We start from the raw sequence: 22,124 nt of genomic DNA, 5'->3' as shown, positions 1-22,124 counted from the left end.
TTTCAGTCCGTTCAATGCGGATCAAGCCCGCGCTTCTGTATGGCGCCGAAAGCCAAACAGCATGACGAAAATCCCCGACACGAGTATGGCCGTCATCACGTAGAGGCCGCTGTTGAGCGAGCCCGTCATGGTCTTGAGCCATCCGATCACGAAGGGGCTGCAAAAGCCGCTGAGCAAGCCGATGCAGTTGACGAAAGCGATGCTCGTCGCAGCCGCCGGCGCGCCGTTCAGATAATCCGCCGCGAGCGACCAGATGAGCACATTGGTCGCGAAGATGCCGACGCAGGCCACCGTCAGCAGCGCGACGGTCAAAGCGGGAGAATTGGTCGGATGCGAGACCAGCAGCAAGGCGGCCGCGCCGATGAAACCCGCAATCGCCGCATGCCACCGCCGTTCGAGCATGCGATCGGAGCTTCGGCTGATCGCGACCATACCGATTGCGCCCATGCCGTAGGGAATGACGGATAGCCACCCGAGCAGGGAAAGGTTCGAGATGCCCGAGTCTTTCATGACAGTCGGAAGCCAGAACGTCACCGAATACGTTCCGCAGACAAACGCGAAATCGATGAACGCGAGCATATAGACTTTCGGGTCCGCGAGCGCCTCGGCGAGTTTCGCATGGCCGTGCTGCCCGATCTTGCGCTTGCGCTCCATCTCGATTTCGAAGCCCTGCCGAAGCACGCCCTTCTCGGCATCGGTCAGCCATTTCGCCTTGTCGATGTTGTCGTCCAGCAGCAGCAAGGTGACGAGGCCGAGCACGACCGCCGGCAATGCCTCGACGATATAAAGCCATTGCCATCCGGCGAGATTGGCGACGTGAGCGAGACTCGTCATCGCCCATCCCGACACCGGGCCGCCGACGATACCCGCAACCGGAAACCCGACCATGAAGCAGGCGATGATCACGCCGCGCCGTCTTTCCGGAAACCACGAGCTCAGATAGAAAATCACGCCAGGAAAGAAGCCCGCTTCGAACACGCCCAGCAGCAGGCGGACGATATAGAACTGCGTGACGTTCGTGACGAAAGCCGAGCACGCCCCGACGATGCCCCAGCAGATCATGATGCGCGCGATGGTTTTCTTCGCGCCCATGCGCCTCAGCAGCATGGCGCTCGGCACTTCCAGCAGACAGTACGACAGAAAGAAGATGCCCGCGCCGAGGCCGTACACGCTATCGCTGAAGCCGAGCGCGTCCTGCATCTGCAATTTCGCATAGCCGACATTGATGCGGTCCAGAAACGCGACGACATAACACACGAACAGCAAGGGCACGATGCGAAGCGTGACCCGCAGGTAGAGCGCGCGCTCTTCGGCGCTCGCTATCGGGCCGGCAGTCAGCGCATCGGCTGACGTCGGATCGGAATCTAGAACGGACTGGTTCACTCGCTGTCTCCATGTTTTTGCGGCTTGGACTAATGTGATCGATTCACTACTGCTCCATCCCTACATGCTTCGCCGGAAGCGACAACGCGAGGTTCCAGCAATGCCGCCAGTCTAAGAAACATCGATGCGCGACGATAATGAAAAGTACCGATCAGGTGAGACGCGCGGGTTATATCGGTGATAACCAGTAATTGGCGCCGTTGCGCGGCGGCTCCATCTCTGAGACGATTTGTCCGCCTCATCTCTCGCGCCCACATCGATCAGGAGACCGACTTGAACAGCAGTGCACCGAACAACTCGCTCAACTTCGTACTGATTCACGGCGCGTGGCACGGCGGCTGGGTCTGGCGATCCATCATGGACGAACTGAGCGCGCGCGGCCATCGCGTCCTCGCGCCGACCATGACCGGACTCGGCGAGCGCCATCATCTGGTGGCATCGGCGACGTCGCTCGATGTGAATATCGCCGATATCGTCAACGTCATCGAGGCAGAGGAATTGCGCGATGTCGTGCTGGTGGGCCACAGCTACGGCGGGCTGGTTGCGTCGGGCGTCGCCGACCGCATTTCGCACGCGCTGCGCACGGTCGTGTTTCTCGACAGCCTGCTCGTCGAAAGCGGGCAATGCGCGTTCGATGTGCTGCCCGCGAGCGTCGTCGAGGAGCGCAAGGAATCGGTCAGGGCGAGCGGCCAGCCGCTCGCGATGCCCGTCAATGGATTGAAGGGCACGGGCATTCCGGACGATCATCCGCGTGCGGCGTGGGTGCATCGGCGGCTCACGCCGCATCCGCTTGCAACGTATGCTACGCCGCTTCGGCTCGATCATCCGCTCGGCAACGGGCTGCCCTGCACCTACGTGCATTGCGCCAATCCTTCGTACGAGACGCTCGCGCCCGTGCGCGAGCATGTGCGCTCGCACTATCCGGCCTGGGGCTGGGAAAGCATCGACACAGGCCATGACGCGATGGTGCTCGCGCCCGGCCTGCTCGCCGATCTGCTCGAACGGCTCGCCGCGACGACCTGAGCCTCCGGGCGAAGCTAGGCGGCGATCGCCTCCGGATGCACGAAAGTCTTCGGCAGCCCCGCGCGAGCGATCGCGCCCGTGAACGGCTCGCCCGGCAGCCATGAGGCGATCGTCTCGCGAATCGCCAGCAGCCTGTCGATATCGATGCCGGTGCTTAGCCCTTGCGCTTCGAGCATGAACACCGTGTCTTCGGTATTGATGTTGCCCGTCGCGTTGGGCGCGAACGGACAGCCGCCAAGCCCGCCGAGCGAGGCATCGAACGCGCGCACGCCCGCATCGAGCGCGGCCATGACGTTGGCGAGACCCAGACCGCGCGTATCGTGAAAGTGACAGGCGACGGGCACCGGCCCGGCAAGCGTCAGCACCTGCCGCATGAGCGCATACACCTGCGCGGGATTGGCGTAGCCCACCGTATCGGCGATGGTGATTTCGCGCGCGCCGGCCTCGATCAGCGTTTCGATGAGGCCGAGCACGATGCTTTCCTCGACCTTGCCCGCGATCGTGCAGCCGAACGCGGTCGCCACGCCCGCGCCGAGCACGATGTTGCGGCCCAGTTCGTCGCGCGCCGCCGCGATGCGCACGAAGTCCTCGACCGACTCCGCCGTGCTGCGCCGCACGTTCTTCAGGTTGTGCTCGTTGCTCGCCGACAGCACGTAATGCACCTTGTTCAGGCCCACGTCGAAGGCGCGTTGCGCGCCCTTCAGGTTCGGCACCAGCGCCGCGGCGTGAAGGCCTTCGATGGCGAGCGCGCCCGCGGCGACTTCGACCGCGTCCGCGAATTGCGGCACGACTTTCGGCGGCACGAACGATGTCACTTCGATATCGGTCACGCCCGCATCGACGAGGCGCGCGCACCATTCCAGCTTCTGCGCGCTTGTGAGGATGGTGCGCACCATCTGCAAGCCATCGCGCAGGCCGACTTCGCGAATCTCCACGTCTCTTTCGTTGTCTTTCATGTGCTCTCCAGTTCAGATGGTCGGGTCCGCGACCGCATCGCCGCCTTCGTCCGCATGTCCGACGGCAGCCGCGACGCCCGAGGTCGACGGCGCGAGCACCACGGCGGCGATGGCGCCGAGCACCATCAGAAACGCGATCGCGCCGAGACCGCCCGCCATGCTGTTGGTCATGGTCTTGATCGAGCCGATGATCATCGGGCTGACGAAGCCGCCGAGCAGGCCCACGCAGTTGATCACCGCAACGCCGCCCGCCGCGCCGCTGCCGCGGATGTAGTCGGTGGAGATCGCCCAGATCAGCGGATTGGGCGCGAGAATGCCCGCCGTCGCCACTGAAAGCGCCACCAGCGAGAGCGCGAGATTGCCCGTCGTGAACGCCGCGACGACGAGACCCGCCGCGCCGAACACCATCGCGACGGCGCAGTGCCAGCGCCGCTCCATGGTGCGGTCCGAATGACGGTTCAGCATGATGAGCGCGATCCAGCTCACGAAATACGGAATCGCCGAATAGCAGCCGATCTGCAGCGCGCTCGACACGCCCGCGCTCTTGATGAGCGTCGGCAGCCAGAAGCCGATCGCGAACACGCCGGCGATCTGCGTGAACCAGACGAAGCCCATCACGTAGACGCGAAAATCCTTCAGCGCACGGCCGAACGTGTGCTCCGCGTGTTTGGCCGAGACGCTCGAACTCTTGCGAATGTCGGCGAGCACGACCGCCTTTTCGCTTTCGGTGAGCCACTTCGCCTGCTGCGGGCCGTCATCGAGAAAGAAGAACGCGATCACGCCGAGCACGCTCGCCGGCAAGCCCTGCACGATGAACATCCACTGCCAGCCGTGCAGGCCGCCGTAGCCGTTGAAGTAGGTCATCAGCGCGCCCGACAGCGGCCCGCCGAACAGGCCCGCGATGCCCGTCGCACACGTGAAGATGGCGATCACCTTGGCGCGCCGCTCGACCGGATACCAGCGCGTGAGATAGAAGATCACGCCGGGATAAAGCCCCGCCTCCGCGAGCCCGAGAAAGAAGCGCACGGTGTAGAGATGCGAAGGCAGCGTGACGAACGCCGTGCCCGCCGCGATCAAGCCCCACAGGATCATGATGCGCGAGAAGGTGCGCTTCACGCCGATGCGCGCAAGCAGCAGATTGCTCGGCACTTCCATCAGCACGTAGCCGAGAAAGAAGATGCCCGCGCCGATGCTGTAGGTGAGGTCGCTGAAGCCCACGTCGTGCTTCATGTCGAGCTGCGCGATACCGATGTTGATGCGATCGAGAAACGCGAACACGTAGCACAGGAACAGGAACGGTATGAGCCTGCGCGTGATCTTGCCGTAGGTCGCTTCGGCCTTTGGCCTGTCGAAGCTGCCGATTTCGGGTGTCATGTATGTGTCTCCTCCGGTGAATCCGGGTCTTGGTCTAGCGGCCTTTGAATCGGGGCGAGCGCTTCTCGTTGTAGGCGCTGATGCCTTCGAGACGGTCCTCGGTCGGAATCAGCCGGTTGTACGCTTCGATTTCCAGATACAGCCCGGTGCGCAAATCGCCCTGCATGCCGAGGTCGATTGCCTTCTTCGCCTGCGCGACCGAAAGCGGCGCGCTCGTGCAGATATCGCGCGCCGCGTCGATGGCGTCGGCGAGCACGCGCCCCGGCTCGCACAGCCGGTTGACGACGCCCCACGCGAGCGCCTCCTGCGCCGTGAACTTCGCGCCGCGGAAAATCAGCTCCTTCGCGCGCCGCGTGCCGATGGTGCGCGGCAGTTGCTGCGTGCCGCCGCCGCCCGGCATGATGCCGCGCTTGACTTCGGTGAAGCCGAACACCGCGTTCGCCGCGGCATACGCGAAGTCGCAGGCGAGCAGCAGTTCCAGTCCGCCCGCCACCGCCGCGCCGTTCGCCGCGCAGATGACCGGCACCGGGCAATACGTGAGCGCGCGGTTCATGCGCTCGAACAGATAGTGCTGCACGCCGAATTGCTCGTCGGTCATGCCTTCGCGCTGCTTGAGGTCCGCGCCGCCGCAAAACGCGCGCTCGCCCGCGCCCGTCAGGATCACGCAGCGATACAGCGCCGGGGCCGCTTCGAGCGCGCCGAATACGCGGATGATTTCCTCGCCCATCGTCGTGCTGATCGCATTCGAGACTTCCGGGCGGTTCAGCTTGACGACGAGAATCTGCTCGTCGATCTCTTCGAGCGTCAGCGTGCCGAGCGCGCCGACCAGTTGCGATGCAAGTTTCAAGATGTCTCCAGGGGGTTCTTCGTCAGCAGATGGTTGTGTTCGCCGAGCTTGGGCGTGACGCCGGTGTGCGCGGGCCGCGCGCCGCCGAACGAGATCGGCACGCCGACCACCGTGGCCGCGCCGTCGTCGGTGGTGCGCAACAGGTCGAGCGCGCGGGTCTGCTCGTGCTCCACGACCTGATCGATGGTCTGGATCGGCCCGCAGGGAATGCCGGCCTGATCGAGCGCATCGAGCCAGTGCGCGCTGCTCTGCTTGCCGAACTCGGCGTGCAGCAGGTCGATCAGCTCGACCCGGTTGCTCACGCGCGCGCCGTTCGTGACGAAGCGCGCGTCGTCGGCGAGCGCGGGGACCGCGAGCACGTCGCACAGGCGGCGGAACAGGCGGTCGTTGCCCGCCGCGACCATGATGGTGCCGTCCGCGCACTCGAAGGCCTGATGCGGCACGATCGCGGCCGTCCCCGATCCCCAGCGCCCCGGCAGCACGCCCGAAGCGAGATAGTCGGCGATCTGGATGCCCGCCCAGCTGATCGCGGTCTCGTACAGCGACACCGACACGACTTCGCCCGCGCCTGTCGCCTGGCGTCGGAAGAGCGCGGCGAGCACGCCGATAGCCGCCCAGAGCCCCGTGCCCATATCGTTCACCGACACCGGGATGCGCGACAGCGGCTCGCCCGGCTGGCCGAGAAAGCTCATCAGGCCGGAGAGCGCCTGCACGAGCGGGTCGTAGCCGGGCTTGTCGCGCAACGGCCCCGCCGTGCCGAACGCGCCGAGATTGCAGTAGACGAGCGACGGCTTCATGCGCAGCATCTGTTCGCCGCCGAGACCGTACTTCTCGGTGCCGCCCGCCTTCAGGTTCTGCAGCACGACATCGGCGCGGCGCGCGATCAGCTCGCGCAACGCCTGCGCTTCATCGGGATTCGACAGCGACATCGCGATGCTCTGCTTGCCGTGATTCACCGCATGAAACAGCGCGGCCGCGCCATCGACAAAGGGCGGGCCCCAGTCGCGCGCGTAGTCGCCGTGCTCCGCGCTCTCGATCTTGATGACCTCCGCGCCCAGCGAACCCAGGATCATGCCCGCATACGGCGCGGCGAGACTGTGGCCGATCTCGATCACGCACACGCCCGCGAGCGGCAGGGACTGGCTCATGGTTTCGTTCATGCTCATTCGGCGGTGACTTCGAGCGGTGAATCGACATTTTGCTGCGCCTGACCGTAACGTTGCGCGGCAGCTTCGGCGCTGACGTAGCCATCGGCGATATCGGCGTCGATGCGCGCCTGCTCGCGCTCGCGCGGGTCGCCATAGCCGCCGCTGCCCGCGGGCTGCACGGTCACGCGATCGCCGCGATACACCACCGTCTGCCCGCCCTTCGCCGCCACCTTGTGCTCGCTGCCGTCCGCGCGCGCCACGACGCAGTGAAAGCGCGTGCCAGGCTCGCCGCCGAAGTGGCCTTCGGGCGCCGACCGTCCGCGTTCGCCGGAAACGGTGAAGGTGGCTTCGTCATACTCGACGCGATACACGCGCCGCGACGTCAGCCCGCCGCGCCGGCGGCCCGCGCCGCCGCTGTCGGTGACGAGCGACCATTCCTCGACCATCAGCGGCGAGGTCGCTTCGATCATCTCGACCGACTGGCTGCCCGCGTTGCCCACATAGACGCGCACGCCGCTCACGCCGTCCTTGCCCGCGCGCGCGCCCATGCCGCCCGCGTGGACGTCGTGCATGGTGACGAATTCCTGGCCGGTGCGGGCAATGCGCGCCGGATCGGTATCGCGTCCGCTGAAAATCCCCGCGCACGACGCGCAGTTGCTTTGCCCGGTGATGCGCTCCGGCACCGCCGGCGCGAGCGCCTTCAGCAATAGATCGATCACGCGCGGCGAGGTCTCCGTATTGCCCGAGACGACCGACGCCGGATAGCGGCAGTTCAGCACGCTGCCTTCGGGCGCGATGATCGTCACCGGCCGATAGCAGCCCTGATTGATCGGAATGCCGGGATCGGTCAGCGCCTTCACGGTGAACCAGGTGCTGTTGCACGTCACCGAAAGCGGACAGTTGATGCCGCCGCGCGCCTGCGGGCCGGTGCCGGTGTAGTCGAAGGTAATCTGATCGCCCGTCTTGGTGATCTTCACCTTCAGCAGCGGCCGCTCCTGCTTCCAGCCCGGCGCTTCGATCGGATCGAGATACTCTTCCGCTTCGTAGATGCCGTCGGGAATGCGCGCAATCTCCGCGCGAATCAGCTTTTCCGAGTGATCGAGGCTCTGGCTCATCACGTCGCGCAGCGCTTCGGCGCCGTACTTCGCGACCAGTTCGCCGATGCGGCGGTCGCCCACATACGTGCCCGCGTACTGCGCCTGAATGTCGAGCCGCAGTTCGTGCGCGTTGCGGCTGTTTCGCGTGAGCAGGTTGAGCATGTCCTGCACCGGCTCGTCGTTGCGATAGAGAAACACCGGCGGAATGCGGATGCCTTCGGCGAACACGTCCCACGTCGTGACGGTATAGCTGCCCGGCGACTGCCCGCCGATATCCGTCCAGTGGCCGCGCGTCATCACGAACGCGACGATCTCGCCGCCCGCGAACACGGGCCGCGTGAACTGCACGTCCGGCTGATGATTGCCGCCGCCCACATAGGCGTCGTTGCTGACGATCACGTCGCCGGGGCGCAGGTTCTCGCGTCCGACCGCTTCGACCGACACGCGCGTCGAGATGACGGCCGAGCCGAGCATCGTCGGAATGTCGTTGCCTTGCGCGACGAGCTGCATGTCGGCGTCGAAGATGGCGGCCGACGAATCGCCGCTCGCGTGCATGAGCGGGCTGCCGGCGGTGCGCATCATCGCGATCTTCATTTCACGCGCGACCGCGAAGAGACTGCTGCGGATGATTTCGTAAGTGACGATGTCCATATATTCAGGCTGCCAGTTCGATGACGAGATTGAGATCGGAATCGACGCGCGCGACGTGCGACGCCTTCAGCACGGCGCAACTGCTGTGCTCCTCGATGACCGCCGGCCCTTCGATCGTCGCGCCGACTGGAATCTGCATGCGGGCGAAGACGGGCAAGGTGCGCACGCCGCCATCGAAATACACCTCGCGGGTGCGCACCGGCTTGGGCAACTCGCCGCCGTCCGCGCTCGCGACGCCGCCGCGCCAGCCGGTCGTCGTCACGAGTTGCAGGCGCACGTTGGCGACCACCACCGGCTTGTCCTTGCTGATGAAGTTCCATTGCCGCAGATGCGCGTCCTCGAAGGCCTGCGCGAGCGCTTCGCGAATGCCTTGCGCCTCGCCCTGCACTTCGACCGTGATGACGTCGGGCTGGCCCGCGTAGCGGCAATCGGCGAGGCGCACGACCTTCACGCCCTCCGCGTCCACGTCGTGGCGCTGCAGCTCCTCCATGCCTTGCGTGGTCAGTTCGTCGAGCGCGGCGTGCAGCGCGGCGTCGTCGATCATCGCGAGATCGCTTTCGAGCGGGCGCTGATAGTCGTATTGCTGGTCCGCGACCGTCATGCCGAATGCGCTGAAAAGGCCCGGCAGCGGCGGAATCACCACGCGGCGGATACCCATTTCGTGCGCCAGATCGACCGCGTGCACCGGCCCCGCGCCGCCATAGCAGATATAGGAGAACTCGCGCGGATCGTAGCCGCGCTCGACCGTCATGATGCGGATGGCCTGCGCCATCAGCGCGTTGGCGACGGAGCGCACGACTTGCGCGGCTTCCGGCACGGAAACGCCGAGCGGCTGGGCGATGACTTCGTCGACGACGCGCCATGCGGCTTGTGCGTCGAGCTTGAATTCGCCGCCGAGGAAGCTGTCGGGATCGATATAGCCGAGCACGAGATTGCAGTCGGTGACGGTCGGCCGCGTGCCGCCGCGTCCGTAGCACGCGGGGCCGGGGTCCGCGCCCGCGCTTTCCGGTCCGATGCGCACGCCGCCGCCCGCGTCGATCCACACGATCGAGCCGCCGCCCGCGCCGACCGAATCGATGTCGATGCTGGGCGAGCGCACCGTATAGGTATGCAGCAGACTCTTGTTGCGCAGTTCGGGGCGGAAGTCGCGGATCAGCGAGACGTCGAACGTCGTGCCGCCCATGTCGCCGAGAATCGCGTTCTTCAGTTCGCTCTTCTCGCAGTTGCGGATCGCCGCCGACACGCCGCCCGCCGGCCCCGATTCGAGCAGCACGATGGGTTTGTCCGCGACCATCGCCGGACTTGCGAGACCGCCGTTCGACTGCATGAAAAGGAACTTGCCCGCGAAGCCATGGTGCGCCAGCGCGCCGATGAGCCGGCCGATATAGCGCCCGCACACGGGCCCGAGCATCGCGTTGATGACAGTCGAGCTGGCACGCTCGTATTCCATCGACTCCGGATTCACTTCGTGCGAAGCGCAGATGAAGTGGTCCGGCAACAGGCGGCGCAGCGTTTCGACGGCTTCGCGTTCGTGCGCCGGATTCACATGCGCGTGCAGAAAGCACACGGCGACGGCTTCGACATCCGACGCGCGGATCTGATCGGCGAGCGCTTCGAGCTGCGCGTGATCGAGCGGCGTTTCGACGCTGCCGTCGTAGCGCAGGCGCTCGTTCACTTCGAGCCGCCAGCGCCGCTCGACGAGCGGACGCGGATTGTCGAACAGCAGATCGTAGAGATCGGCGCGATCGTGACGCGAAACGCGCCGCAGTTCGAGAATGTCGCGAAAGCCGCGCGTCGTGACGAGCGCGGTCTTCGCGCCCGTGCCTTCGACGACCATGTTGGTCGCCATCGTCGTGCCGTGGCCGAGGAACGCGACCTCCGCGCTATCGGCCCCCGAGAGTTCGAGAATCTTGCGAAAGCCTTCGATGGTGCCGATGACGCGATCCTTCGGCGTCGTCGGCACCTTGGTCGACCAGATGCGCCCTGTCTCATCGTCCACCATCACGACATCGGTGAAGGTGCCGCCGACATCGAGTCCGATTCTTTTCAATTTGCTTCTCTCCATGTGGATGCCTGATTTCCGGTTCGCTTGCCCACGCCGCGTGTGTTCCGGCATGATCGAGCCGCGCCGTCGAGCGCCGGGCCGTGACGAACTTCGACCGAGCCAGTTTAAAGAGGCATCGACGCGGCCAGATAATGAAACCTTCCGATCAGGTGAGACCCTGGAGTTATATCGGTGATAACCAGTATCGATGCGATATTGAGGCGGCTGCGCGGCAATCACGTCGCGCTCCTGATTGCGCTGGACGACCACGGCTCGCTGCGCAAGGCGGCGCAGCAGGTGTCGCTCTCGCAGCCCGCGACAACCAAGTCGCTGCGCGAAATCGAGGCGATGTTCGGCACGGAACTGTTCGCGCGCTCGCCGCGCGGCATCGTGCCGAACGAGCTCGGACGCTGCGTGATCCGTCACGCGCGCGCCGTGCGTTCCGAGATCGGCGCACTGCGCGACGAGCTCGCGGCCATCATGCGCGGCGGCGGCGGCATGCTCGCCATCGGCGCGGTCATGGGCTCGATGCCCGAATGGCTCGCGCCCATCCTGCGCTCGTTGCGGCAGGTTCAGCCGGACGTGTCCGTCGAAGTCTGGGAGGACAACAGTGCGCGGCTACTGTCGATGCTCGATCAGCGCCTGCTCGATCTGGTTATCGGGCGTCCGAGCATCAGCGTCCATCCGGAGGCTTACGATTTCATTCCGCTCGAAGTGGAGGAAGTCTGTCTGGTGACGGACGGCGCCGATCCGCTGGCGAACGTGCAGCACCTGTCGCTCGCGGACCTTGCCGACAATCCTTGGATCGTGCCGCAAGCCGCCCTGCCGATGCGCTCGCTGCTCGAACAGCTTTTCGACGACGCCGAGATTCCGTTCCCGCGCTACGCCATCGAAACGTCGTCGACGTTCGCGACCTTGTCGCTGCTGCGGGCGAGCGACGGCACCGTCGCGCTGATGCCGCTGAAAGTCGCGCAGTACTTCCAGGCGCACGGCATGATGGCGGTGCTGCCGATCCAGATCGAGCGCCGCGGCGCGCCGTACGGCATCGCCACGCGGCGCGGCGCCACGGCGACCGCGCCGGTGCAGCGCTTCATCGAGCTATGCAAGCAAAAGCGCGACGAGCAGCTTCGTTAGGCGATGACGGACATGCGCGAATGGGCATGTCATATCCGCGCAAGCGTAATATAGTCGCGGATATAACCCGTCACCCAGATCGCCCCATGTCATTCAGTCATGAAACGATGCCGGCATTCGGCCAGGACATCGACAGCCCGCAAGTCGCCATCGAGATCGGCGGGGCGGTGCAGACGCCGCTCACGCTCGACGTCGCCGCATTGCGCGAGTTCGCGCGCGTGAGCATCGCGCCTTTCGATCTGGTGTGTTTTTCCACGGGCCGCTACATTCGCCCGATGGGAAGCTATCGCGGCGTGCAGCTGCGCGTGCTGCTCGACGCCGCCGGCGTGCGGCGTCCCGACAGCACGGATTTCAAGCGCACCGTGTTCTTGGCGCAGGCGCACGACGGCTACGCCGTCACCTACTCGTGGCACGAGCTTTTCAATACGCCGGTCGGCGAGCGGGTGATCGTCGCGTATGAATGCGAGGATCGCGAACTCGGCGTCGCGGACGGCTTGCCGGTGCTCGTTTCGGGCGCGGACAACGTGCATGCGCCGCGCCACATGAAGCGCTTCGTGCGCGTCGATGCGCACGTGCTTGCACAGCCGCATCGATGAATCCGGCAGCGCGCGCGCTGCTCGGCCGCGCGATCGATCCGCATGCACCCGATTGCGAAACTCATCGGCCGGCATTTTCCCGGCGCGACGTTCGAACATTTTCTGCATCTCACGCCGCGCACCGCCTTCACGCGCGACCTGCACGCGCTGTTGATGTGGCATGACCGCACGGCGACGCGGCATCGCGACGACGCGCGGTGTCTCGCGGCCATCATTTGCGCGGCGTCGCTGCGCCCGGATCATCTATGGCGCGACCTCGGTCTCTCCGGCCGCGACGACGTCACCGACATGCTCGACCGTCACTATCCGGCGCTCGTCGCGCGCAACGTGGCCAACCTGCGCTGGAAGAAATTTCTCGCGCAGGAAGTGGCGCATACACGCGGCGAAGCGCCGACGTGCGCGCCGGGCTGTCCGGGTTGCGAGGATTACGCTTTCTGCTATCCCGACAGCCGGTGACGTGCGCGCGGGCCGCTTTCGTTCGTGTATTCTCTCGGGCATGGCGACGACCCACAAAACGACGGCAAGCGCGAACGAGCGGAATGCGGCGAACACGGCGGACGCGGCAAGCGCGCCGGCCGAAGTGCGCTTTCGCATGCGCGTCACGAAAGGCGAGACCATCGCGATCGGTCCGGGCAAGGTGTCGCTGCTCGAAGCGGTGCGCAGGCACGGTTCGATATCGGCGGCGGCGCGCAGCCTCGACATGTCGTACCGGCGCGCGTGGCTTCTCATCGACGAGCTCAATCGCGCGCTCGAATCGCCCGCGACGATTTCCGAGCAAGGCGGCCAAAGCGGCGGCGGCTGCGTGCTGACGCCGGTCGGCGAGCGCATCGTCCAGCTTTATCGCGAGGTCGAAACGCAGGCGCAAGCCGCCTGCGCCACGCAGATCGACGCGCTCACGAAGCTGCTGAAACCCTGAATCGCTAACCGTGCCGCAAGCAGAACGCGGACCGCGGCGGCCCGCTCGCGGGCGTGGCTTGCGCGCTCGCGGTGAGCCGCGCGACGAACTCCACGAAGCTCGCGACGCTCGCGGTGCGCAGCGGCGCATACTCGACGCCGTGCCGCTCGCAGACGCGCTTGAGCATGCTCATCGAATCGTGATCGATGCAGTCGACGGGAAAGAGCACGACATCCGCGTTCGGCAGCGCGGCGGCGAGCAAGCCCTTGCGATCTTCGATACCGCCGTCGTGAACGATCAGCTCGCCGCCCGCCGCCGCCACCAGCGACTTCAGCACCGCATTCGAATTCGGCCTGCCGCCGACATAGACCACGCGCTTGCCGCTCACCCATTGCACGGCGCGTTGGCGCGCGTCGGGCCGATCGGCGGCATCGAGCGTGGCGCGTTCCAAGGCCGCGCATTCGGCCTGGACGACCTTCAGCAGCGCGTGGGCCTCGCCGAGCCTGTTGCGCAACACGCGCGTCTCGTTCTCTTCCTGCTGCGCGCGCTGCTCGGCGGCTTCGCGGCGACTCGTATGCAGCGCGAGGCGGCGCTCGCCATCCTCGACTTTTTCACGCAGACGCTCGACTTCCGCTTCGAGTTGCGCGGGCGTTGCGCCGGGTTTGCGGTCGATATGCAGCGCCTGCTCGTGCAACTGCCGGGCGGACGCATCGCGCTCGGCGCTCACTTCGAGAAGACGCGCCTGCTGACGGTCGATCTTCTCGCGCAGTGCCTGATTCTCCGCTTCGAGCGCGACCAGCCGGCGAATATCCGCGCGATTCGCCGCGCCGACCAGATGCGACAGCATGTGCAACTCGCCGAATGCCGACTGGCGCACGTCGATGGTCGCGTGCGGATGCGACATCACCGCCCAGTACGCGGGCGGAATATCGCCGGACTTCAGCGCATCGTTCCACAGATCGAGCAGCGCGGCGGGATCGCGCGCGGTGTCAAAGCGGCGGATCGCGCCCGCGTAACGTTCGTCGAGCGCCTTGTTGAGCGCCTTCGGGCCCGCGCCGCCCGCGATCGCCAGTTCCACCGCCGCGTGATGGATCTCCAGATCGCTCGCGTGATGACGGTCGAGATCGGTGAATTTCGGCACGAGCTTGCGCAATTCGCCCGTCGAAAGGCAGGTGCCGATGATCGAGCAGTGCAGATGCGGGTCCAGTTCCGCGAGACGCGAACGGCGGTGCGACGCGCGCAAGCTCGCCTCGGTCGGCTGGCAGCACGCGTCGGGGCGCACATGCGCGCTCGTGCGGGCGAGTTGAAACGGAGGGCTCTGCATGTTCACCTCGTGCTCGGTCGGCTGGTTCGTAATATACCACTGAATATAACGATGACGAAACGGCGGGCCGATGCGCACGCGCCTTTGCGCGCGCACGGTCCGGACAGGGCGTATCCTACGACTTCGGCGCGCCGGGCCCGTCCTTCAAGGCTGTCCGTCCACGGGGCGCGGGTCGCCGGACGTTTCCAATCGCGAGAGATCGCTCACAAGGAGAATCTGAATGGCCAGGATTGAAGTCAAGGTTCCGCAGCTTTCCGAATCCGTCACCGAGGCGACGATGCTGCCGTGGAAGAAGAAAGCGGGCGACGCGGTGACGCAAGACGAAATCCTCGTCGAACTGGAAACGGACAAGGTGGTGCTCGAAGTGCCCGCGCCCTCCGCCGGCACGCTCGTGGAAGTGGTGAAGAAGGAAGGCGATATCGTCCACGCGGACGAAGTGCTCGCGATCGTCGATACGGAAGCGAAGGCGTCGGCCGCCGCGCCTGCTCCCGCGCCCGCGCCTGCTCCCGCGCCCGCGCCTGCTGCTGCACCCGCGCCGGTTCAGGCCGCCGCGCCCGCACCCGCGCCATCGCCTGCGCCCTCGCCCGCCGCGGCATCGGGTCAGAAGGCCGATTTCGATGTCATCGTGATCGGTTCCGGGCCGGGCGGCTACATCGCCGCGATTCGCGCGGCGCAGCTCGGGCGCAAGGTGGCGTGCGTCGAGGAATGGATCAATCATGCGGGCAAGCCGAAGCTCGGCGGCACCTGTCTGAACGTCGGTTGCATTCCGTCGAAGGCGCTGCTCGCGTCGTCGGAAAAATTCGAGAACGCGAAGCTGCATTTCGCCGATCACGGTATCGGCGGCATCGACAACCTTTCCGTCGATGTCGGCAAGATGGTCGGGCGCAAGGAAGCGATCGTCGAGAAGATCACGGGCGGCGTCGAATTCCTGTTTCGCAAGAACAAGATCACCTGGCTCAAAGGGCACGGCAAGTTCGCGGGCAAGGACGGCGGCAACTTCAAGATCGAAGTGAGCGGCGACGGCAAAAGTGAAACGCACACCGCGCAGCATGTGATCATCGCGACGGGCTCGAAGGCGCGGCATCTGCCGGGCGTGCCCGTGGACAACAAGATTGTTTCCGACAACGAAGGCGCGCTCGCCTTCGACGCCGTGCCGAAAAAGCTCGCCGTGATCGGCGCGGGCGTGATCGGGCTGGAGCTCGGCTCCGTGTGGCGCAGGCTCGGCGCGGAAGTGACGATTCTCGAAGCGCTGCCCGAATTTCTCGGCACCACGGACACCGCGCTGCAAAAGGAAGCCGCGAAGCTCTTCAAGAAACAAGGCCTCACGATTCATCTCGGCGTGAAGATCGACGGCGTGAAGACGACCGATTCGAACGTCTCCATTTCCTACAAGGACAAGGACGGCAACGCGCAAACGCTGGATGCGGACCGCCTGATCGTGTCGATCGGCCGCGTGCCGAACACGGACAATCTCGGGCTCGATGCCATCGGTCTGTCGGCCGATGAACGCGGCTTCATTCCCGTCGACGGACATTGCGCGACGAAAGTGCCGAACGTCTACGCAATCGGCGACGTCGTGCGCGGCCCGATGCTCGCGCACAAGGCGGAGGACGAAGGCGTGCTGGTGGCCGAGATCATCGACGGGCAGAAGCCGCATATCGACTACAACTGCATTCCGTGGGTGATCTACACGCATCCGGAAATCGCGTGGGTCGGACAAACCGAGCAGGCGCTGAAAGCCGAGGGCCGCGACATCAAGGCCGGCCAGTTTCCGATGCTCGCGAACGGCCGCGCGATGGGCATCGGCGAGACGGACGGCTTCATCAAGGTCATCGCCGATGCGAAAACCGACGAGATTCTCGGCGTGCACATCATCTCGGCGAACGCCTCGGATCTGATCGCGGAAGCCGTGGTCGCGATGGAGTTCAAGGCGGCGAGCGAGGATATCGGGCGCATCTGCCATCCGCATCCTTCGCTTTCCGAGGTCATGCGCGAAGCGGCGCTGGCCGTCGACAAACGCGCGTTGAATATCTGAACGCGTCCTGAAGCGCGCATCCTCGCGGATGCGCCGCATCGCTTTACCCCCTCCAGGCCGGACATCGACACGACGTCGATGTCCGGCTTTCTTTTTCCCGCTGCACACCTCCTCCTCACGGTCACCCACCCGCCGCCCGAACTATTTTTTTCCGCGTTGCGTTTATTAATTATAGGTACATATAATAAACCAGCGTCGAAAACGGCGGGCCCCCGCTTCGCGTGAACACCGGCATGTCGCCGGCCGAGTGGCATTGATGGACGGCGGGAGCCGTCGACACGAGGAGTTGTACATGTCGCAAGCAGAGCTTCACACCGGCCCGGCGTTCGAGCCGCGCGCCGGGCATTCGACGGCTTCGGACCGTGGCGATGCGTGGACCGGGAGCGTGCCCGTCGAGGAGTTCATCGACGCACACCGCTTCTCGCGCTTTCAATGGACGCTGATGGGCGTGTGCTTTCTGATCGTGCTGATCGACGGCATGGATACCGCAGCCATCGGCTATATCGCGCCGTCGCTCGTCAAGGGCTGGGGCATCACGAAGGCCGCGCTCGGACCGGTGCTCAGCGCCGCGCTCTTCGGGCTCGCGGCGGGCGCGGTTATCTCCGGCCCCGCCGCCGACCGCTTCGGGCGGCGCGCCGTGCTGATCGCGGCGACGGCGTTCTTCGGCGCGATGAGTCTCGCGACCGCGTCCAGCGGCTCGCTCGAATCGCTCGTCGCGCTGCGCTTTCTGACCGGCATCGGTCTCGGCGCGGCGATTCCGAACGCCATCACGCTCGTCTCCGAGTACGCGCCCGCGCGCAACCGCTCGATCATCGTCAACACGACGTATTGCGGCTTCACGGTCGGCGCGGCGCTCGGCGGCTTCATTTCGTCGTGGCTGATCCCGGCGTTCGGCTGGCATAGCCTCTTCGTCGTCGGCGGCGTGATCCCGCTCGTGCTCGCGCTGCTCGTCGCCATGCTCGTGCCGGAATCGGTGCGCTATCTCGTCAAACGAAACGCGCCGAAGGAAAAAATCTGGGCGCCGCTCTCGAAGATCGCGCCGCTCGATCTCAGGCGCATCGATGCGTTCCGGCTGTCCGAGCGCACGGCGACGCAGGCGAAAACCTCGGTCGGCGCGATCCTGTCGCGCAACTATTTCGTCGGCACGCTGATGCTGTGGCTCGTGTACTTCATGGGCCTCGTCATCTTCTATCTGCTGATGAGCTGGATGCCGCTGCTCATGAACGAAGCCGGTTTCACGCCGGAGCGCGCCGCGCTGCTGACCGCGCTGTTCCCGCTCGGCGGCGGCATCGGCACGATCGCGTCCGGCTGGCTCATGGATCGCTGGAACGCGAACGTGGTCGTGATGCTCGGCTATCTGCTGACCGCCGCGTTCATTTTCGTGGTCGGGCAGGCGATCGGCAGTATCGGACTCGTGAGCGCGCTGATCTTTCTCGCCGGCACGACGATGAACGGCGCGCAATCGTCGATGCCCTCGCTCGCCGCCATGTTCTACCCGACGCAAAGCCGCGCGACCGGCGTCTCGTGGATGTACGGCGTCGGACGTTTCGGCGGCATCGCGGGCGTCGCGCTCGGCGGGTTGTTCTCGGCGTGGAAGCTCGGCCTGCCCGCCGTGTTCGCGCTGCTCGCGGTGCCGTCGGTGATTGCGGGCATCGCGTTGTTCGTGAAGCTGAAGGCGCATCCCGAGCCGCAACGCCACTGATTTTCCGCGCGCGGGCCGCGTCGCGCACGCAGCCCGCGTGCTTCATTTCACCGCAACGACAGGAAGCCAAGATGAGTCAGGAACTGGAAGTATTGACGGGCAAGCTGCACGGCCTCACCGCCGCGCTCAGCGTGATCGCGGCGGCTCTGCCGCCACAGGCATCGGCGGATGTGCAGGAAACGCTGCGCGACATGATCGGCGAAACGGCGGCGTCGGACCTCGCCGCCGCCACGCTCGCGTCGATGCACTCGACCATCGCGCAGGTCATCGAGTCGATGGAAATCGGCTTGCGGCGCTGAATCTCTTCACGCCGCGCGGGCGGTGCGCGCCGCCTTCGGCTTTGCTTTCTTCGCGGCGGCCGGCTGCGCGCACGCCTGCGCTTCCAGCCCGCCGACGATGAAGCTCGTCAACTGCTCCAGCGTTTCGTTCGCGTCCCACGGATCGCACGCGCCCTTGGCGAGCACGTCGAGACGATGCGTGTCGGAGAAGGCGTAGAGATACGCGCCGATCATCATCGTCACGCGCCAGTAGAGGTCTTTCGCGGGCAGGCCGGGCAGCGCCGCGCGCAGCGCTTCGACGTAGGCATCGGTCGAATCGCCGTATGCGGTGCTGCGCAGGTTGTACGAGATTTCGGGCGGCTCGGTGTGCAGCCGCGCCTGCAGGCGAATGAACGCGCGCCCGCCATCGGTGCCGCGCAGCGCGACGAGCGGCAGCAGAAACGCGCGCACGATATCGCGCACATTCGCGCCTTTCGCATCGGTCAGTTCGCGCAGCAGCGTCACGCGCTCTTCGGAAACGAGCAGCGCGCGGCGCAGGAACACCTGCTCGAAAAGCTGTTGCTTCGTGCCGAAGTAATACGTGATGAGCGCCTGCGTGACGCCGCACGACGCGGCCACTTCCTTGAGCGACGTGCCCGCGTAGCCGCGCTGCGAGAAATCGACCTCGGCGGCATCGAGGATGTTCTCGCGCTGATTGATGTTGCCCGCCGGGCGGCCGAGCCGCTTGCGCTTGCCCGATGCGCCATGCGCGCGGACGTGAGTGGTGTCGTCTTTCGTCATGCCTGGGCGATGCTGCCGGTGAAGTGAGATGCCGCGTCTATTTTACGGGCGTTTGACGCGGCGCTCGCGAAATCGGGGCCATCGCGCTGAATAAGAAAGCGATCGCCGGTTCATTTGCTACGCACAAAAGATTGGTAGGCGCGGCATGCGAAGTGCCTATAGTCGGAGGCTTCGAAACCTCTTTTCTTCGCGCCATGAAATCATCCCTTCGCCGCCGTCGTCTGATTGCCGGTCTCGCCTCCTTCGCATTCGCCGCCACGGCGCTCGCGCCGCTTCACGCGCAGGCGGAAACGCGCGAGGTCGTTATCGGCTATCAGGACATGGTCGTGCCGTGGCGCTATGCGCAGGCGAGCGGCGCGGTCGAAAAGGCGACCGGCTACAAGGTCACGTATCGCAAGCTCGGCAGCGGCGCGGATGTGATCCGCGCGCTCGCATCCGGCTCGATACAAGTGGGCGAAGCCGGCTCCAGCCCGATCGCGGCCGGCTTGTCGCAGGGTGTCGATCTGTCGCTCTTCTGGATTCTCGACAACATCAACGACGCCGAAGCGCTCGTCGCGCGCAACGGCTCGGGCGTGAACAAGCTCGCCGATCTCAAGGGCAAAACGCTCGGCGTGCCGTATGTGTCGACGTCGCACTTTCATGCGCTCGTCGCGTTGAAGCAGGCGGGCATCGATCCTTCCTCGGTGAAGATCGTCAATCTGCGTCCGCCGGAAGTGGCGGCGGCGTGGGAGCGCGGCAACATCGACGCGACCTACATCTGGGACCCGGTGCTCGCGAAGGCCAAGCAGAACGGCCGCGTGCTGATCACGTCCGGCGAAGTCGCGAAGGAAAGCGGCACGGCGACCTTCGACGGCCTCGTCGCGTCGCGCAAGTTCGCCCAGGACAATGCCGCGTTCCTCGCCGGTCTCGTCAAGGTGCTCGCGGACACCGACGCGCAATACCGCGACAACAAGGCCGCCTGGACCGTCGATTCGAAAGAGGTGCGCGCGGTCGCGCAGGAATCGGGCGCCGCCGCCGCCGATGTGCCCGCGAGCCTCGCGCTCTACGCGTTTCCGTCGGCGGGCGAACAGGCGTCGGCAACGTGGCTCGGCGGCGGCAAGCAGTCGGGCGCGGCCAAGTCGCTCACCGCCACCGCGCAATTCCTGAAGCAGCAGGGCACGATCCAGAACGTGCTCGCGGATTATTCCGCGGGCGTCGATTCGCGCTTCGTGCAGCAGGCCGCGAAATGACCTCGCTGTCGATCCGCAATTTGGGCGTGACGTATGAAGGCGCGAGCAAGCCGGCGTTAAAAGGCGTCGATCTGCACATCGGCAGCGGCGAGTTCGTCGTCGCGCTGGGCGCGTCGGGCTGCGGCAAGACCACGCTGCTCAACTGCCTCGCCGGTTTCATCGATCCGACCGAGGGCACGGCGACGCTCAACGGCGAGCCGATCGCCGGCCCCGGCGCGGAGCGCGGCGTCGTGTTCCAGAAGCACGCGCTGATGCCGTGGCTCGACGTGCTCGACAACGTCGCACTCGGCCTGCGCTTTCGCGGCATGAAGCGCGACGCGCGCCGCGAGATCGCGCGCCGCACGCTCGCGCTCGTCGGACTCGCGCAGCACGAGCACGCGAAAATCTACGCGCTGTCGGGCGGCATGCAGCAGCGCGTGGGCATCGCGCGTGCGCTCGCAAGCGATCCCGAAGTGCTGCTGATGGACGAACCGATGGGCGCGCTCGACGCCCTCACGCGCGAAAACGTGCAGGAGCTCGTGCTCGATGTCTGGTCGCGCACGCGCAAGACGGTGTTCTTCATCACGCACAGCGTCGAGGAGGCGCTCTTTCTCGCGACGCGTCTCGTGCTGATGACGCCCGGTCCCGGACGCATCGAGGACGTGCACGAGCTGCCGTTCTCGCGCGACTACATCCGCGGCCGCGATGCGCGCGCGGTGAAGTCGTCGCCTGCTTTCATCGAATGGCGCGAGCGGCTGACGCGCCGTTTGCATCGCACCGACACGGAGGCCGCATGAATCAGCGCGCGCACGCGATGACCGAGGCGCCGCGCGCCACCGGTTCGAAACGCACGAAGCGGCGCTATCGCGGCATGCCCGGCGCGGGATCGACCGCGTTGCCGAGCGCGCTGTGCGTCGCCGTGATCGGCGCGGCGTGGTGGGCCTCGACGCACTTTCACTGGATCGCCCCGCTCTTTCTGCCCTCGCCCGGCGCCGTGTGGCGCGCGTTTCTCGACGCCGTTCATGGACGTCTGCAAGGCGGGCTGCCGCTGTCCGAACATCTGCTGTGGAGCGCGATCCGCGTGTTCGGCGCGTTCGCGCTCGCGGTCGTGACGGCGGTGCCGGTCGGCATCGCGATGGGCGTGAGCCGCATCGCGCGCGGCGTGCTCGATCCGCCGCTGGAGTTCTACCGGCCGCTGCCGCCGCTCGCCTATTTGCCGCTCGTGGTGATCTGGTTCGGCATCGACGAGACGGCCAAACTCGTCGTCATCTGGCTCGCCTGCTTCGCCCCGATCGCGATGGCCGCCCGCGCCGGCGTGAAGAGCGCGACGGCCGAGCAGGTGAACGCGGCGTGGTCGCTCGGCGCGAACTTCCGCCAGGTCGTGTGGCACGTCGTGCTGCCCGCCGCGCTGCCGGAAATCCTGACGGGCCTGCGTATCGCCGTCGGTTTCGGCTGGACGACGCTCGTCGCCGCGGAAATGGTCGCGGCCACCGCGGGCCTCGGCCAGATGGTGCTCAACGCGTCGAGCTTCCTGCGCACCGATGTTGTCGTGATGGGCATCGTGCTAATTGGCGCGATCGCGTGGATCTTCGATTTCGGCATGCGGGCACTGGAGAAAAAACTCGTGCCGTGGAAGGGCCGCTGACCCC

The 22,124-nt window shown here is 65.9% G+C and carries 20 protein-coding genes and 1 pseudogene; 12 read left to right on the top strand and 9 right to left on the bottom strand.

What is annotated here, in order from left to right:
• Positions 1–21: 21 nt before the first annotated feature.
• The gene (locus LY284_RS28035) at positions 22–1,383 is read right to left on the bottom strand and encodes an MFS transporter (protein WP_014252850.1); all 1,362 of its coding nucleotides are present in this window, start codon (positions 1,381–1,383) and stop codon (positions 22–24) included.
• Between the two features lie 273 nt (positions 1,384–1,656).
• Between LY284_RS28035 and LY284_RS28030 the strand changes: the two genes are divergently transcribed.
• Positions 1,657–2,406 carry an alpha/beta hydrolase family protein gene (locus LY284_RS28030; protein WP_233389441.1) on the top strand — a complete coding sequence of 250 codons (750 nt, stop codon included), beginning with the start codon at positions 1,657–1,659 and terminating at the stop codon, positions 2,404–2,406.
• Positions 2,407–2,420: 14 nt separating this feature from the next.
• Here LY284_RS28030 and LY284_RS28025 read toward each other — a convergent pair whose 3' ends face one another.
• From LY284_RS28025 to LY284_RS28000, 6 genes are read right to left on the bottom strand one after another with little or no spacing between them, the layout of a single operon-like run.
• Positions 2,421–3,362, bottom strand: a complete 942-nt coding sequence (locus tag LY284_RS28025) for a hydroxymethylglutaryl-CoA lyase (RefSeq protein ID WP_233389439.1) — start codon at positions 3,360–3,362, stop codon at positions 2,421–2,423.
• A 12-nt stretch (positions 3,363–3,374) separates the two neighbouring features.
• On the bottom strand, positions 3,375–4,736 hold the full coding sequence (locus tag LY284_RS28020; RefSeq protein ID WP_014252853.1) for an MFS transporter: 1,362 nt from the start codon (positions 4,734–4,736) through the stop codon (positions 3,375–3,377).
• 34 nt (positions 4,737–4,770) lie between these two features.
• Positions 4,771–5,583 carry an enoyl-CoA hydratase-related protein gene (locus tag LY284_RS28015; RefSeq protein ID WP_233389437.1) on the bottom strand — a complete coding sequence of 271 codons (813 nt, stop codon included), beginning with the start codon at positions 5,581–5,583 and terminating at the stop codon, positions 4,771–4,773.
• On the bottom strand, positions 5,580–6,749 hold the full coding sequence (locus LY284_RS28010; RefSeq protein ID WP_083973336.1) for a CaiB/BaiF CoA-transferase family protein: 1,170 nt from the start codon (positions 6,747–6,749) through the stop codon (positions 5,580–5,582). The genes LY284_RS28015 and LY284_RS28010 overlap by 4 nt, the downstream gene beginning before the upstream one ends.
• Entirely contained in the window at positions 6,746–8,479 is a 1,734-nt protein-coding gene (locus LY284_RS28005) for a hydantoinase B/oxoprolinase family protein (RefSeq protein WP_014252856.1), read from the bottom strand. The genes LY284_RS28010 and LY284_RS28005 overlap by 4 nt, the downstream gene beginning before the upstream one ends.
• Positions 8,480–8,483: 4 nt before the next feature.
• Positions 8,484–10,529, bottom strand: a complete 2,046-nt coding sequence (locus LY284_RS28000) for a hydantoinase/oxoprolinase family protein (protein ID WP_233389436.1) — start codon at positions 10,527–10,529, stop codon at positions 8,484–8,486.
• 186 nt (positions 10,530–10,715) lie between these two features.
• Here LY284_RS28000 and LY284_RS27995 point away from each other — a divergent pair, with 186 nt between their 5' ends.
• The 4 genes from LY284_RS27995 (at position 10,716) to LY284_RS27980 (ending at position 13,169) form a co-directional block, all read left to right on the top strand.
• Positions 10,716–11,657 (top strand): LysR family transcriptional regulator, encoded by a 942-nt coding sequence (locus LY284_RS27995; protein WP_045461822.1) that lies wholly within the window; start codon positions 10,716–10,718, stop codon positions 11,655–11,657.
• A 107-nt stretch (positions 11,658–11,764) separates the two neighbouring features.
• Positions 11,765–12,253 carry a molybdopterin-dependent oxidoreductase gene (locus LY284_RS27990; protein WP_233391043.1) on the top strand — a complete coding sequence of 163 codons (489 nt, stop codon included), beginning with the start codon at positions 11,765–11,767 and terminating at the stop codon, positions 12,251–12,253.
• A gap of 42 nt (positions 12,254–12,295) precedes the next feature.
• Entirely contained in the window at positions 12,296–12,709 is a 414-nt protein-coding gene (locus LY284_RS27985; RefSeq protein WP_233389433.1) for a nitrogen fixation protein NifQ, read from the top strand.
• 40 nt (positions 12,710–12,749) lie between these two features.
• Complete coding sequence (locus tag LY284_RS27980) at positions 12,750–13,169, top strand: winged helix-turn-helix domain-containing protein (RefSeq protein ID WP_233389431.1); 420 nt, start codon at positions 12,750–12,752, stop codon at positions 13,167–13,169.
• 4 nt (positions 13,170–13,173) lie between these two features.
• On the opposite strand, the gene LY284_RS27975 is transcribed toward LY284_RS27980, so the two are convergent.
• A complete protein-coding gene (locus LY284_RS27975; protein ID WP_233389430.1) occupies positions 13,174–14,472 on the bottom strand; it encodes a DUF2325 domain-containing protein in 1,299 nt (432 codons plus the stop codon).
• A 220-nt stretch (positions 14,473–14,692) separates the two neighbouring features.
• Between LY284_RS27975 and LY284_RS38970 the strand changes: the two are divergent.
• From LY284_RS38970 to LY284_RS27955, 4 genes and pseudogenes are all read left to right on the top strand, one after another.
• A pseudogene (locus LY284_RS38970) lies at positions 14,693–14,908 on the top strand (biotin/lipoyl-containing protein); the annotation flags it as partial.
• Positions 14,909–15,094: 186 nt separating this feature from the next.
• Positions 15,095–16,507 (top strand): dihydrolipoyl dehydrogenase, encoded by a 1,413-nt coding sequence (gene lpdA / locus LY284_RS27965; RefSeq protein ID WP_233391041.1) that lies wholly within the window; start codon positions 15,095–15,097, stop codon positions 16,505–16,507.
• A gap of 292 nt (positions 16,508–16,799) precedes the next feature.
• On the top strand, positions 16,800–18,209 hold the full coding sequence (locus tag LY284_RS27960; RefSeq protein ID WP_233389428.1) for an MFS transporter: 1,410 nt from the start codon (positions 16,800–16,802) through the stop codon (positions 18,207–18,209).
• Positions 18,210–18,280: 71 nt separating this feature from the next.
• Positions 18,281–18,508, top strand: coding sequence for a hypothetical protein (locus LY284_RS27955; protein WP_014252865.1), 228 nt, complete (start codon positions 18,281–18,283; stop codon positions 18,506–18,508).
• Between the two features lie 6 nt (positions 18,509–18,514).
• On the opposite strand, the gene LY284_RS27950 is transcribed toward LY284_RS27955, so the two are convergent.
• Positions 18,515–19,267 carry a TetR/AcrR family transcriptional regulator gene (locus LY284_RS27950; protein ID WP_233389426.1) on the bottom strand — a complete coding sequence of 251 codons (753 nt, stop codon included), beginning with the start codon at positions 19,265–19,267 and terminating at the stop codon, positions 18,515–18,517.
• Positions 19,268–19,461: 194 nt separating this feature from the next.
• Between LY284_RS27950 and tauA the strand changes: the two genes are divergently transcribed.
• Genes tauA through LY284_RS27935 form a run of 3 tightly spaced genes read left to right on the top strand, consistent with a single transcriptional unit; the run spans position 19,462 to position 22,120 of the window.
• A complete protein-coding gene (gene tauA / locus LY284_RS27945; RefSeq protein WP_233389423.1) occupies positions 19,462–20,496 on the top strand; it encodes a taurine ABC transporter substrate-binding protein in 1,035 nt (344 codons plus the stop codon).
• Positions 20,493–21,272 (top strand): taurine ABC transporter ATP-binding protein, encoded by a 780-nt coding sequence (locus tag LY284_RS27940; RefSeq protein ID WP_233389421.1) that lies wholly within the window; start codon positions 20,493–20,495, stop codon positions 21,270–21,272. The genes tauA and LY284_RS27940 overlap by 4 nt, the downstream gene beginning before the upstream one ends.
• Before the next feature lie 17 nt (positions 21,273–21,289).
• Positions 21,290–22,120, top strand: a complete 831-nt coding sequence (locus tag LY284_RS27935; RefSeq protein ID WP_233391039.1) for an ABC transporter permease subunit — start codon at positions 21,290–21,292, stop codon at positions 22,118–22,120.
• Positions 22,121–22,124: the final 4 nt, after the last annotated feature.

Origin of the sequence: Caballeronia sp. PC1 (genome assembly GCF_021353155.1) — a bacterium.
Taxonomy (GTDB): domain Bacteria; phylum Pseudomonadota; class Gammaproteobacteria; order Burkholderiales; family Burkholderiaceae; genus Caballeronia; species Caballeronia cordobensis.
The sequence above is the reverse complement of the archived record's forward strand: the minus strand, read 5'-3'. Positions and strand labels throughout refer to the sequence as shown.

Bases quoted from the DNA above. Each gene is read 5' to 3' on its own strand.
- LY284_RS27935 (WP_233391039.1), top strand. From the start codon at position 21,290: ATGACCGAGGCGCCGCGCGCCACCGGTTCGAAACGCACGAAGCGGCGC.
- LY284_RS27960 (WP_233389428.1), top strand. From the start codon at position 16,800: ATGTCGCAAGCAGAGCTTCACACCGGCCCGGCGTTCGAGCCGCGCGCC.
- LY284_RS28010 (WP_083973336.1), bottom strand. From the start codon at position 6,749: ATGAGCATGAACGAAACCATGAGCCAGTCCCTGCCGCTCGCGGGCGTG.
- LY284_RS27950 (WP_233389426.1), bottom strand. From the start codon at position 19,267: ATGACGAAAGACGACACCACTCACGTCCGCGCGCATGGCGCATCGGGC.
- LY284_RS27940 (WP_233389421.1), top strand. From the start codon at position 20,493: ATGACCTCGCTGTCGATCCGCAATTTGGGCGTGACGTATGAAGGCGCG.
- LY284_RS28005 (WP_014252856.1), bottom strand. From the start codon at position 8,479: ATGGACATCGTCACTTACGAAATCATCCGCAGCAGTCTCTTCGCGGTC.
- LY284_RS28025 (WP_233389439.1), bottom strand. From the start codon at position 3,362: ATGAAAGACAACGAAAGAGACGTGGAGATTCGCGAAGTCGGCCTGCGC.
- LY284_RS27990 (WP_233391043.1), top strand. From the start codon at position 11,765: ATGCCGGCATTCGGCCAGGACATCGACAGCCCGCAAGTCGCCATCGAG.
- LY284_RS27955 (WP_014252865.1), top strand. From the start codon at position 18,281: ATGAGTCAGGAACTGGAAGTATTGACGGGCAAGCTGCACGGCCTCACC.
- LY284_RS27980 (WP_233389431.1), top strand. From the start codon at position 12,750: ATGGCGACGACCCACAAAACGACGGCAAGCGCGAACGAGCGGAATGCG.
- LY284_RS27975 (WP_233389430.1), bottom strand. From the start codon at position 14,472: ATGCAGAGCCCTCCGTTTCAACTCGCCCGCACGAGCGCGCATGTGCGC.
- tauA (WP_233389423.1), top strand. From the start codon at position 19,462: ATGAAATCATCCCTTCGCCGCCGTCGTCTGATTGCCGGTCTCGCCTCC.
- LY284_RS27985 (WP_233389433.1), top strand. From the start codon at position 12,296: ATGCACCCGATTGCGAAACTCATCGGCCGGCATTTTCCCGGCGCGACG.
- LY284_RS28020 (WP_014252853.1), bottom strand. From the start codon at position 4,736: ATGACACCCGAAATCGGCAGCTTCGACAGGCCAAAGGCCGAAGCGACC.